The following is a 12,964-nucleotide window of genomic DNA, read 5'->3' on the forward strand; positions in this document are numbered from 1 at the left end:
CGACGGCCCGGCTCGTTTTATTGCCCTGCCGCAGGAGCACAATTCGTTTCTGCCGCACGGATGAACCGCCGCAGGAGACGAATGCCATGTCGCTCAACCGTTTCGTCGAAGCCCAGGCACCGGTTTACCGCCGGGCTCTCGCCGAGCTTCAGGCCGGACGGAAGGAGAGCCACTGGATGTGGTTCGTCTTTCCGCAGATCGCCGGGCTGGGATCCTCGCCCATGGCGCAGCGTTATGCGATCGCGTCGCTCGACGAGGCGAAGGACTATCTGGCCGACGATCTCCTCGGGACGCGGTTGCGGGAGTGCACCGGGGCCGTGCTCGCCCACTCGGACAAGACGGCTCACGCAATTTTCGGCTCGCCCGACGACATGAAGTTTCATTCTTCCATGACGCTGTTTCACCGTGCCGATCCACGGATCGACAGTTTCAGGCAGGCGCTCGACGTTTTTTTCGGCGGCACCGAGGATGACGGGACCATCGCCCGGATCTGATCGATTGCAGCCTTCGCGTGCATCGACTTTGCAGCCGCTGATGGAATCGCTGCGTCCGCTCTCCCGCGAGCAAAATCAATGACATTCGTCTGATACTCGTCCGCCGCGACGGGCGGCGAAGCGAACGCAGGGTCAGGCTTAGGATCGTCTCCGGGGATCGATAAGTTTTAAGAAAGAGTGGCAAGTGAGGCAAATAAAATTCAAAAACTGCACTGGAACGCGTTGAAATTTCACAAAAAATGATAATACACTACCCTTGGGGCATGAGGAGGCGAGGGCAGGGATGGGTTGGATCGCATCGGCGCTCCCCGCCGTCTTGCTGGTTGCAGGGGTAGGCATGATTTCTGGTGATGGCGTTCTGATCGAGGGGGTCGAGTGCCCTCGGGTCAGGCTGAGCGACGGGCGGGTGTTCTCTTTGGTGGGAGGCGACGCCCGGACGATGCGCTCGTCGATCGGGAGGGCCGTCCGCGTGAGCGGCGAGATCGTCCCGGTCTCGACCTGCATGCAAGGCCTGACCATCCGCCTGGAGACCCTTGACTATCTCAAGGACGGAAACGCCGGCTAAACCCCTGATTATTTGAAATACATGGTGCTTTTGAGAGCCGTTGCCGCCGAGGCGTGACGGTATGTGAAAATCGCGGTGCCGCATCGAAAACGCGGCGTCATCGGAAGGGTAGGACGATGGTGGATATTGCAGCCGACAGCTCGACGACGGCCTCGATGGCAGTCGGAGGAACCTTCACCGACCTTCTGGAGGTGCAGGGCGATCACGACTGGATCGCAATTTCGCTGACGGCGGGCCAGAGCTATGCCATCGCGATGGATGGAACCGGCTCAGAGCCACTCTATGATCCGCTCGTCAGTCTTTACGACGCAAGCGGCTCGCAAGTTGCAGTTGAAACCGATGATGGCGCGAACTATCATTCGGAACTGGTCTACACCGCCAGTGTCTCGGGGACGTTTTACATCGATGCCGGGGCCTGGTTCGACGGACAGAGCGGCGAGTACACCATTTCGGTCGAACTCGAGGAAGGCATTACCGAGGACGACCAGTGGCATCTGGGCTATCTCGGTGATCTCGAAGCCATCTGGGCGGACTATACAGGCGCCGGGGTGAATGTCGGCGTCTATGATGACGGCGTCCAATACACTCATCACGACCTCGACGGAAACTACGATCCGAGCCTGCACGTCGTGGTCGATGGCGAGGTGCTCGATCCGACGCCGGCTTCGTCGTCCGATGCGCACGGAACCGCCGTCGCCGGTCTGATCGCGGCGGAAAACGACGGTACGGGAACCGTCGGTGTCGCCTATGGCGCGACCCTGACCGGTGTGAACATCTTCTCCGGCCCGGCCGACATCAACAACAACCTGGATGGCTTCCTGCAGGCGGTCGATCAGTCGGAGAATTTCGACGTCATCAACCATAGCTGGGGCCACTACCCGCTCTTTTATCTTGTCAACGGCGATCAGGAGACGGTCACCGAATGGTTCGAGGCGGCGGCAGGCGGCCGCGACGGTCTCGGCACCATCCAGATGAAGGCCGCCGGCAACGATAATGCCAATTCCAACGGCGAGCTTTCGGCGTCGAGCCGGGTGACCGTATCCGTCGGCGCCTATGACGACACGGGCGATGCGTCCTGGTATTCCAGCTACGGCGCCAACCTTTTGATTTCATCTCCCTCCAATGGCGGTGTCGAGGGTCTGGCGACCACCGATCTCATCGGTTCGGACGGCTACGATCCCTCCGACTATACCGACAGCTTCGGCGGCACCTCCGGCGCGACACCCATCGCGACCGGTGTCGTTGCCCTGATGCTGGAGGCCAATGACGGCCTCGGCTGGCGCGACGTCCAGAACATTCTCGCCTACTCCGCCCGAAGTGTCGGCTCGGGCGTCGGCGGCGCGCCGACCGGCGACGAAGAGCACGAGTGGTTCTACAACAATGCCGAGAACTGGAACGGCGGCGGGCTGCACTTTTCCGAGGATTACGGCTTCGGGGCCATCGACGCCTACAACGCCGTGCGCATGTCCGAGGTGTGGAGCCTCTTCGGGGAGGCGAAGACGAGCGTCAACGAGGGTGAGTATTCGAGCGGGACCACGACCGGGCAGGCTCTGACCGACAATGGCGTCAAGGAGATCGACATCACCTTCTCGCCGCCGCCCTTCTCCGTCGAATATGTCGACCTGACCGTCGACGTGACCCACGACAATCTGTCCGAGCTCCTGATCGAGCTCGTATCGGCGGAAGGAACGTCGGTCGAGCTGTTCAATGGAGCCCTTGGCGACGCCACCTACCTTTCGGGGCAGCTCAGCTGGACCTTCGGCGCCAATGCCTTCCGCGGGGAGGACGGCATCGGAACCTGGACCGTCAGGATTACCGACGGTGCGGCCGGCAATACCGGAACCCTGAATTCCTACACCCTGACCCTCTACGGCATCGACGAGACTCTGACTGCGGGCGCAACGTTCGCCGACGTCTATCATTATACGAACGAGTATTCAGATGTCGCCGGTGTCGGCGGCCATGCCACCACGGTGACCGACACCGACGGCGGTGCGGACTGGGTCGATGCCGCGGCGGTTTCGAGCGACACCATCATCCAGCTTCGCTCGGCCTATGATTCCTTCATCAATGGCGTCGCGACGGTTTTCTCCAACATCGAGAACGCCGTGACCGGTGATGGCGACGATACGCTCGTCGGCAGCAATGGCGACAACGTACTCGTCGGAATGCGCGGCAAGGACGTGCTGGTCGGGCTCGGCGGCAATGACCGGCTGGATGGCGGCGCGGGCGCCGACGAGATGCGCGGCAACACCGGCGACGACACCTATGTCGTCGACAACTACGGTGACACGATCACGGAAAACGCCAATGAGGGCATCGATACGGTCGAGAGCGCGCGATCGATCGTGCTCTATTCCTTCGGCGGCAATCTCGAGAACCTCACCCTGACCGGCGCCGCCGCCGTCAACGGCACCGGCAATGCTCTCGCCAACACCATTCTCGGCAACAGCGCCGCGAATGTCCTGATGGGGCTTGCCGGGGCGGATATCATGAAGGGGTTCAATGGCGCTGATACGCTGGATGGCGGCAGCGGCGCCGACGCCATGTATGGCGGCCGCGGCAGCGACAGCTACTATGTCGACAATGCCGGCGACACCATCACCGAGCTCGAAGGCGAGGGCGCGCTGGACCGCGTGTTCTCCTCGATCTCCTTCAAGCTCTATACCCAAAGTCAGTATCTCGAGGCGCTGACGCTGACCGGCACCGCCGACATCGACGGCACCGGCAACGCCCGCAACAACACGATCGTCGGCAATTCCGGCGCCAACGTCCTGAATGGCGGCAACGGCAACGACATTCTGATCGGCAATGCGGGCGACGACATCTTCAACGATCTGTCCGGCGCCGACGCCATGTATGGCGGCCGCGGCAGCGACACCTATTATGTCGATAATGTCGGCGACACCATCACCGAGCTCAAAGGCGAGGGCGCCCTCGACCAGGTGTTCTCCTCGATCTCCTTCAAACTCTATACGCAAAGCCAGTACCTGGAGACGCTGACGCTGACCGGCACCGCCGATATCGACGGGATGGGCAACGCCCGCAACAACACGATCACCGGTAACTCCGGCGCCAATGTGCTGAATGGCGGCAGCGGCAACGACCTCCTGATCGGCAATGGCGGCAACGACATCTTCGACGACACTTCCGGCGCCGACGACATGCGCGGCGGGACCGGCAACGACACCTATTTCGTCGACGATGCCGGCGACACCATCACCGAGAATGCCGGCGAAGGGACGGATACGGTCAAGAGCGCCATGTCGACCGTGCTCTATTCCTTCGGCGGCAGTCTGGAAAACCTGACGCTGATCGGCACGGGCAACGTCGATGCCACGGGCAATGGCGCAAACAACGTGATCATCGGCAATTCCGGCAACAACATCCTCCTCGGCCTCAACGGCGCCGACAGGCTGACCGGCGGCGGCGGCGCGGACATCTTCGACTTCAACACGATCGGGCAAAGCGGCATGTCGGCCGCAACGCGCGATACGATCACCGACTTCCAGCAGGGCGTCGATCTGATCGATCTGTCAGGGATCGACGCGCTGTCGACGACCGCCGCCGACGATGCCTTCACCTTCATCGGCATGGCCCCGCACAGCGGCGCCGGCGCGACCCTGCGCTATGCCCAGACCGGCGGCAACACGATCATCTACGGCGACGTCGATGCCAATGGCGGCGGCGACTTCTCGCTCCTGCTCGAAGGTCTCTACACCCTGACGCAGGACGACTTCGTGCTTTGAGGCGACAAACGCCCGCCACACGAAGGCGGGCGTCTGGCCATCGGCGGTCGGCGCGTCTTTCCCGTCTCAGCTACGGCTCCCTGGACGGCGCTCCGGCAAAGACCCCCGCGTGCTCTGTCGCGTGGCCATCGAGCCTTGCGGCCGTATCGGCATGCCGCCTGCGGGACGTGCTCGGGGTGCCGGTGCATCGGCCTGCGCCTTCATGGTTGCTTCTTCCGGCAAGGTCGGTTTAGAACATTAAGTGAACAATGGGGCGCGGTATCATGGATGATTTGGGTGGTTACGAAGCGAAGTCGGGAAGACTGGTGCCGGTTTTCACCGTCGAGGTGCAGACATTGCCCGAAGATACCGATCGCATTCTCGACGAAGTGATGAAGGTCCATCCTTTGGGTTTCGGTCGCTATCAAAGAAATGCGAGCATATCAGCGGTTGGCAAAGAGACAGCCCAACCCGAGCCGGGTTCGACGACGACAACCCATGTCGAAGGTTTTGAACCAGGTTCGACGGAAACCTACCCGATGGTCGAACTGAAAATCTCGATAGACCGCGATATCTCGCAACTCGCGAAGGTGATGGACGCCATTATCTACGCACATCACTACGAAGAACCCGTGATCGTCGTTCGGGAAGACTGGGCAAGCAGAGCGGCCTACGATCCGCAGAGCGACAACCCGAACCGATGGTGGAACAACGGGCGAGGATTACCAGATCGGATCGATTGATTGAAGGCATCGGCTTGCCGCAGCGGTCCGGAAACTCCATTTGTTGACATAACAATATCTTTATGTGATTGGGAAGCCGATCCAGAAGGACGAGCGACCCATGACCTCCACGACCGAACAGCTCTTCGGGCCGATGACCGACGGTCGCAATCCGGCCGAGGCGTTCGCCGCGCTCAAGCAGGCTGCCAGCGAGCGCATTCTCATCCTCGACGGCGCCATGGGCACCGAGATCCAGCTGCTCGGCCTCGGCGAGGACGATTTCCGCGGCCACCGCTTCGGCGCCTGCGAGTGCCATCTGCAGGGCAACAATGATCTCCTCAACCTGACCCAGCCCAAGGCGATCGAGGACATCCACTACGCCTATGCCATGGCCGGTGCGGACATTCTGGAGACCAACACCTTCTCCTCGACGACGATCGCTCAGGCCGACTACCAGATGGAAGATCAGGTCTACGAGCTGAACCGCGACGGATCGCGGCTCGCCCGCAGAGCCGCGATCCGGGCCGAACAGGCGGACGGCAGGCGCCGTTTTGTCGCCGGCGCGCTCGGTCCGACGAACCGCACCGCCTCGATCTCGCCCGACGTCAACGATCCGGGCTTTCGCGCCGTCACCTTCGACGATCTGCGCATCGCATACGGCGAGCAGCTGCGCGGCCTGATCGACGGCGGAGCCGACATCGTGCTCATCGAAACGATCTTCGACACGCTGAACGCCAAGGCGGCAATCTTCGCCTGCGAGGAGATCTTCGAGGAAAAGGCCGTGCGCCTGCCGGTGATGATCTCCGGCACGATCACCGATCTCTCCGGCCGCACGCTCTCCGGCCAGACGCCGACGGCCTTCTGGCACGCGGTGCGACACGCCAAGCCATTCACCATCGGCCTCAACTGCGCCCTCGGCGCGGCGGCGATGCGCGACCATCTGGCGGAGATCTCGTCCGCCGCCGACACCTTCGTCTGCGCCTATCCGAATGCCGGCCTGCCGAACGAGTTCGGCGAATACGACCAGAGCCCGGAAGCCATGGCGAAAGAGGTCGAGGCTTTCGCCAAGGACGGCCTCGTCAACATCGTCGGCGGTTGCTGTGGCTCGACGCCCGATCACATCAAGGCCGTCGCCGAGATGCTGAAGGCCTACAAGCCGCGTGAAATTCCGACCGTCGAGCGGCGGATGAAGCTGTCGGGGCTCGAGCCCTTCACGCTGACCAAGGACATCCCCTTCGTCAATGTCGGCGAGCGCACCAACGTGACGGGCTCGGCCCGCTTCCGCAAGCTGATCAAGGAGAGCGACTATCCGGCCGCCTTGGAGGTCGCGCGGCAGCAAGTAGAGAACGGCGCCCAGGTCATCGACGTCAACATGGACGAGGGCCTGATCGATTCTCGCCAAGCGATGGTCGACTACCTCAACCTCGTCGCCGCCGAGCCGGACATCGCCAAGGTGCCGGTGATGATCGATAGCTCCAAATTCGAGGTGATCGAGGCGGGCCTGAAATGCGTTCAGGGCAAGGCGCTGGTCAATTCAATCTCGATGAAGGAGGGCGAGGAAAATTTCGTCGCGCAGGCCAAGCTGATCCAGCGCTACGGCGCGGCGGTCGTCGTCATGGCCTTCGACGATCAGGGCCAGGCCGATACTTACGAGCGCAAGGTCGAGATCTGCACCAGGGCCTATGAGCTTCTCACCGAGGAAGCAGGCTTTGCTCCCGAGGACATCGTCTTCGACCCGAACATCTTCGCCATAGCCACCGGCATCGAGGAGCACAACGGCTATGGCGTCGCCTTCATCGAGGCCACGCGCACGATCCGCGAGACGCTGCCGCACGCCCATATCTCCGGCGGCGTGTCGAACCTCTCCTTCTCCTTCCGCGGCAACGAGGCCGTGCGCGAGGCGATGCATGCGGTGTTTCTCTACCATGCCATCCAGGCGGGCATGGACATGGGCATCGTCAATGCCGGCCAGCTCGCTGTCTATGACTCGATCGATCCCGAGCTGCGCGAGGCCTGCGAGGACGTGATCCTCAACCGCTCGCCGAAGGACGGCGGCGACCCGACCGAGCGGATGCTGGAGCTTGCCGAGCGCTACAAGGGGCAGGGCGGCGGCAAGGCCAAGGAGAAGGACCTTTCCTGGCGCGAAAAGCCGGTGAACGAGCGCCTCTCCCATGCTCTCGTCAACGGCATCACCGAATTCATCGAGGAAGACACCGAGGAGGCCCGGGCGGCGGCCGAGCGTCCGCTGCACGTCATCGAAGGCCCGCTGATGGACGGCATGAACATCGTCGGCGACCTGTTCGGCTCCGGCAAGATGTTCCTGCCGCAGGTGGTGAAATCCGCTCGCGTGATGAAGCAGGCCGTCGCCTATCTCCTGCCTTACATGGAGGAGGAGAAGCGTCTTCTCGGCGGCGAACAGCGCAAGAATGCCGGCAAGGTGCTGATGGCGACCGTCAAGGGCGACGTCCACGACATCGGCAAGAACATCGTCGGCGTCGTTCTTGCCTGCAACAATTACGAGGTCATCGACATCGGCGTCATGGTGCCGGCGGCCAAGATCCTGGAAACGGCAAGGAAGGAACAGGTCGACATCATCGGCCTCTCCGGCCTGATCACCCCGTCCCTCGACGAGATGGTGCATGTGGCGTCCGAGATGGAGCGCGAAGGCTTCGACATCCCGCTCCTGATCGGCGGCGCGACGACCAGCCGCGTCCACACGGCGGTGAAGATCCACCCGCAATACGAGCGCGGCCAGACGGTCTACGTCACCGACGCGTCGCGCGCCGTCGGTGTCGTCTCCAACCTTCTGTCGCCGGAAAACCGCGACAGGACGATCGAAGCCGTCCGGGCGGAATACAGGAAGGTCGCCGACGCCCATCACCGCTCCGAGCGCGACAAGAAGCGCATGAGTTTGGCAGCTGCCCGCGCCAATGCCTTCAAGATCGACTGGTCGGGCTATCACGCCAAGACGCCGTCCTTCCTGGGCACCAGGGTATTCCAGAGCTTCGATCTTGCCGAGCTCGCCGAGCATATCGACTGGACGCCGTTCTTCCAGACCTGGGAGATGAAGGGCCGCTATCCGACGATCCTCGACGACGAGCGCCAGGGCGAAGCGGCGCGGTCGCTGTTCGCCGATGCCAAGGCGATGCTGAAGCAGATCGTCGACGAGACCTGGTTCGTGCCCAAGGCCGTCGTCGGCTTCTGGCCGGCCAACGCCGTGGGTGACGACATCCGCCTCTTCACCGACGAGACGAGACGCGAAGAGCGCGCCACCTTCTTCACCCTGCGCCAGCAGCTCTCCAAGCGCGGCGACCGGGCCAATCTCGCGCTGGCGGACTTCGTCGCGCCGCAGGACTCCGGCCGGCCGGACTATGTCGGCGGTTTCGTCGTCACCGCGGGCATCGAGGAGGAGGCGATCGCCAACCGCTTCGCCAAGGCCAATGACGACTACGCCTCGATCATGGTCAAGGCGCTGGCCGACCGTTTCGCCGAAGCTCTCGCCGAGCACATGCACGCCATGGTTCGCCGCGAGCTGTGGGGCTATGCGCCGGACGAGACCTATACGCCCGAAGAGCTGATCGCCGAGCCCTATGCCGGCATCCGCCCGGCGCCCGGCTATCCGGCCCAGCCGGACCACACCGAAAAGTGGACCCTGTTCGAGCTGCTCGACGCGGAAAAGGAGATCGGCGTGACGCTGACCGAGAGCCTTGCCATGTGGCCGGGCTCGTCCGTCTCCGGCCTTTATATCGGACACCCGGATTCGCACTATTTCGGCGTCGCCAAGGTCGAGCACGATCAGGTCGAGGACTATGCGCAGCGCAAGGGCATGTCGGTCGAGGAGGTCGAGCGCTGGCTGGCGCCGGTTCTCAACTACGTGCCGAAGCGCCAGGCGAGCGCGACGGTCGACGAGGCGGCGTGAGCTTAGCGCCCTTGAGCCATTGACCAAATCGGCGGCAATTGACGATTACGGAACTCAGACGCGGCGCAAGTGTTTGAGTGCGGTAGACATCACCACCCCCTCCCATGGAAATCCCCGACAATGCAGATCTATCGCCAACTCGCCGCCGGCATCCTCTTGTCTGGTCTCATGATGGGTTCCGCCATCGCCGCGGCGAGCCAGAACGACAACGACCCGCTGAAGACGTTGCCGCCGAAGGACAGCGTCAAGCTCTCGACGGTGATCGCCACGGCTGAAAAGCGCCCGGGCTTTTACGCCATCAAGAGCATCGACTATTCCGACGGCGACTACCATGTCGTCTACTTCATGAATGACGGCGCCGAAGTGCGGATCGATTACGACGCCAAGACCGGCCAGGGCCATCCGCCGAAGAGCTCTGGACTGTTCGGCGACTGAGGAAGGCGAATTTTTTCCCGAACTTCCGGGCGAATTGGAACGCAGGACGCTGCGCTCGCCACTCTTGGCAACTATGTTGCGGCGCAGAGCAATCCCCTGCAGCCGTGCCGGGACCGTTGAAACATTGACGTCGAGCCAGGCGCCCGGAACTGGGAGGCTTGCTCGACATGCAAGCATGGAAGGACGATCGATGAGTTCTCTTGCCGCCACCGGCGACGCAGTGGAAGCGACCGAATTTCCGATCCCGGCCGGTGTCTTCGCCGAGACGGTGACTTCGGTGAAGCATTATACCGACCGTCTGTTCGCCTTCCGCATGACGCGGCCGGCGAGCTTTCGTTTTCGTTCGGGCGAATTCGTCATGATCGGCCTGCCCAATGCCGCAAAGCCCGTCTACCGCGCCTATTCCATCGCCAGCCCTGCCTGGGACGAGGAACTCGAATTCTTCTCGATCAAGGTGCCGGAAGGCCCGCTGACCGAGCATCTGCAGAAGATCCAGCCCGGCGACACCGTGTTGATGCGCAAGAAGCCGACGGGCACGCTGGTGCACGACGCCCTCATCCCGGGCAAGCGTCTGTTCCTGTTCTCGACCGGCACCGGTATCGCACCCTTCGCCTCGGTGATCCGCGACCCGGAGACCTATGAGAAGTTCGATCAGGTCATCCTCACCCAGACCTGCCGCGAGAATGCCGAGCTGAACTACGGGCGCGAGCTGGTCGAGAACACCAGGACCGACGAGCTGATGAGCGAATTCGTCGGCGACAAGCTGATGTTCCACGCCAGCGCGACGCGCGAGGGCGAGACCCGCGGCGAGCGCGTCACCACCCTGATCGAAAACGGCAAGCTGTTTTCCGACCTCGGCATTCCACCGCTCGATCCCGCCACCGATCGCGGAATGATCTGCGGCTCGATGGCCATGCTGCGGGAGATCGAGGGGCTGCTGCAGGCAAGGGGCTTCGAAGAGGGCGCCAACAACAAGCCCGGCACCTATGTCGTCGAGCGCGCCTTCGTCGACTGAGGGCGGCGTTCGCCCGCCCCGTTTGGCCGGCCGGTCAGGACGGGGAAGGCGCCGACAGCGCGGCCAAGCCCGCAAACAGGGCCTCGAACGACGAGCCTTGCCGGAAGAACACCGGCGGCGTGCCGATCGGCGCTTCGACGCTCGCATCCTCGCCGCCGTCGAATGTCTCTCCGGTCCACAGATGCACCCATTTCTCGCCAGCCGGGAGATAGGTCGTCCGGCCCGTTTCGCCGGCCTGCCAGACGGGGGCGACGAGAAGGTCCCGGCCGAGCAGATAGGCGTCGAAGACACCGTAGCAGAGCGCATCATCTTCGTGGTGGAAGAACAGCGGGCGCTGCAGCGGCCAGCCCCTGTCCGCCGCTTCGTCCCGCAGCGTGGAGAGATACGGCAGCAACGCCTTGTGGATCTGCGTCATCCGGGCGAAATGGGCCAGCACCTCGTCATCGTGATGAATCTGCAGGTTCATCTTCGGCCGGTTGCCCTCATGGCTGCGCATTACCGGCGTGAAGGCTGCCATCTCGCTCCAGCGCATGATGAGTTCGGCGCTGCGGACATTGCCGAAGAGGCTCGTATAGCCGCCGATGTCGGAGTGGTGATAGGCGTTGCCGAGAAGCCCCGAGGACAAAGCGCCGACAATGACGGTGACGAGACCGTCATGGCGGGAGAAGTCGACCGACTGGTCGCCTGCCCATAACAGCGGGCACTCGGCCTGAATGCCCGAGAAGCCTGCCCGCATGAAGTAGACGACGTCGCCGCTTCGGCCCTTCTTGGCGACGGCCCGGGCATTCACCGCACCCCAAAGCACCGGCCAGGCATTGTGCATGAGCTTGGGATCGGCGCCGTCCTTCAGCTGCACGTCGATCGGCAGATATTCGCCGAAATCTGCCATCCAGCCGGAAAGGCCGAGATCGAGCATGTTCTCGCCGATCACCCGATCCTCGAACCACTGAGCGGCTTCGTCGATGGTGAAGTCGACGACGCCGCAGTCGAACTCGCCGAAATCGACGAGATAGGTGTTGCCGGTGTCGTCGGTGGCGAGAAGACCCTTGGCCTCGGCCTCGCTGAATAGCGTGCCGTCATTGCACAGATAAGGGTTCACATAGCCGAGAAAGCGGATGCCGCGCGCCCGCAGTTCATCGATGCGGGACTTCAGCTGAGGATAGCGCTTGTCGCTCGCGACCCAGTCCCAGAACAGGCGGGTACCGAAGGAGGTCTCGCGCACGCCGGACCAGTCCTCGCACCAAAGGGCTGACACCTCGACGCCGGCGGCAAGATAGGTCTCGAGCGTCTCGAAGGAGCCGGCGCCGTGCTTGAGGCCGATGATCGCGCCCTCCATCGCCCAGTCGGGCAAGGGCGGCTGACGGCCGAAGCGGTCCGCCATCGCCGTGACGAGATCGCCGATCGAGCCTTTCGCGAAGACCTCGATCCGTTCGGGCATCGCCCAGACCTCGAGCTCGTGAAAGCCGGCATGGCGAAAGTCGAGGATCGAATAGGCGGTGGTTTCGAGGTGAACCGCCACGCCGCGCGAGGACAGGAAGGTCGGCTGCGGGTAGTTGGTGTTGTAGTAGTCGCCGCCGGCCCTGCCCGTGCGATCGGCCTCGAAGGTGAGGGGGCTGGTCTTGTCACGGCCGACGCCGGGCTCGGAGGTCCACATGGGAAACCGCCGGCCGGCAAGATCGAGATAGGACATCTGTTCGCCGCCGCCGAAGAGATGTTCGCCTTCTTCGGCGACGAGCCGCAGCCAGAAGCGATTGAAGCTCGGGTCCCGGGCCTCGACCGACAGGATCGACCGGCCGCTCTCCTGCGTCAGTTTGAGAGCGAGAAGGGTCGGGTCGCCGGGCCTCGCCGACAGCGCGATGTGCCAGTCGTCGCCCTCCCGCGAAAGCTCGGCATGGGCGAGCGGCAGCCTCGCCGTGACATAGTCCTCGATGTCGAAATTGCCGCGATACATCTCCATGCGCTCTTCGCCACGGCCGAGGAAGAATGAGGGCGTTTCAGGCCGGTGAGCGAGGATCAGGCGGTCGTCGGCAAAAAGGTCGAAGCCGCCTTCGGCAACAGGTTCGCAGCGCATCGAACGGTCCGGTTG

General features: G+C 63.1%; 8 protein-coding genes. 7 read left to right on the forward strand and 1 reads right to left on the reverse strand.

Annotated elements, in window-relative coordinates:
- The first annotated feature begins 86 nt into the window (after nt 1-86).
- The 7 genes from J6595_RS13345 (at nt 87) to J6595_RS13375 (ending at nt 10,878) form a co-directional block, all read left to right on the forward strand.
- Nucleotides 87-494: a DUF1810 domain-containing protein gene (locus tag J6595_RS13345; protein WP_209595060.1), complete on the forward strand. Its 408-nt coding sequence runs from the start codon at nt 87-89 to the stop codon at nt 492-494.
- Nucleotides 495-831: 337 nt separating this feature from the next.
- A complete protein-coding gene (locus J6595_RS13350; RefSeq protein ID WP_209595061.1) occupies nt 832-1,059 on the forward strand; it encodes a hypothetical protein in 228 nt (75 codons plus the stop codon).
- Nucleotides 1,060-1,175: 116 nt separating this feature from the next.
- Nucleotides 1,176-4,808: a S8 family serine peptidase gene (locus J6595_RS13355; RefSeq protein ID WP_209595062.1), complete on the forward strand. Its 3,633-nt coding sequence runs from the start codon at nt 1,176-1,178 to the stop codon at nt 4,806-4,808.
- Between the two features lie 263 nt (nt 4,809-5,071).
- The gene (locus tag J6595_RS13360) at nt 5,072-5,530 is read left to right on the forward strand and encodes a hypothetical protein (RefSeq protein WP_209595063.1); all 459 of its coding nucleotides are present in this window, start codon (nt 5,072-5,074) and stop codon (nt 5,528-5,530) included.
- Between the two features lie 100 nt (nt 5,531-5,630).
- Complete coding sequence (gene metH, locus J6595_RS13365; RefSeq protein WP_209595064.1) at nt 5,631-9,428, forward strand: methionine synthase; 3,798 nt, start codon at nt 5,631-5,633, stop codon at nt 9,426-9,428.
- Nucleotides 9,429-9,548: 120 nt separating this feature from the next.
- The gene (locus J6595_RS13370; protein WP_209595065.1) at nt 9,549-9,863 is read left to right on the forward strand and encodes a PepSY domain-containing protein; all 315 of its coding nucleotides are present in this window, start codon (nt 9,549-9,551) and stop codon (nt 9,861-9,863) included.
- A gap of 190 nt (nt 9,864-10,053) precedes the next feature.
- Nucleotides 10,054-10,878 (forward strand): ferredoxin--NADP reductase, encoded by an 825-nt coding sequence (locus J6595_RS13375; protein WP_209595066.1) that lies wholly within the window; start codon nt 10,054-10,056, stop codon nt 10,876-10,878.
- Between the two features lie 34 nt (nt 10,879-10,912).
- Here the strand turns inward: J6595_RS13375 and J6595_RS13380 are convergent, their stop codons facing one another.
- A complete protein-coding gene (locus J6595_RS13380; RefSeq protein WP_209595067.1) occupies nt 10,913-12,949 on the reverse strand; it encodes an alpha-glucosidase in 2,037 nt (678 codons plus the stop codon).
- Nucleotides 12,950-12,964: the final 15 nt, after the last annotated feature.

The sequence above is a fragment of the Jiella mangrovi genome, assembly GCF_017815135.1.
Taxonomy (GTDB): Bacteria; Pseudomonadota; Alphaproteobacteria; order Rhizobiales; family Rhizobiaceae; genus Jiella; species Jiella mangrovi.

Bases quoted from the DNA above. Each gene is read 5' to 3' on its own strand.
- J6595_RS13345 (WP_209595060.1), top strand. From the start codon at position 87: ATGTCGCTCAACCGTTTCGTCGAAGCCCAGGCACCGGTTTACCGCCGG.
- J6595_RS13350 (WP_209595061.1), top strand. From the start codon at position 832: ATGATTTCTGGTGATGGCGTTCTGATCGAGGGGGTCGAGTGCCCTCGG.
- J6595_RS13355 (WP_209595062.1), top strand. From the start codon at position 1,176: ATGGTGGATATTGCAGCCGACAGCTCGACGACGGCCTCGATGGCAGTC.
- J6595_RS13360 (WP_209595063.1), top strand. From the start codon at position 5,072: ATGGATGATTTGGGTGGTTACGAAGCGAAGTCGGGAAGACTGGTGCCG.
- metH (WP_209595064.1), top strand. From the start codon at position 5,631: ATGACCTCCACGACCGAACAGCTCTTCGGGCCGATGACCGACGGTCGC.
- J6595_RS13370 (WP_209595065.1), top strand. From the start codon at position 9,549: ATGCAGATCTATCGCCAACTCGCCGCCGGCATCCTCTTGTCTGGTCTC.
- J6595_RS13375 (WP_209595066.1), top strand. From the start codon at position 10,054: ATGAGTTCTCTTGCCGCCACCGGCGACGCAGTGGAAGCGACCGAATTT.
- J6595_RS13380 (WP_209595067.1), bottom strand. From the start codon at position 12,949: ATGCGCTGCGAACCTGTTGCCGAAGGCGGCTTCGACCTTTTTGCCGAC.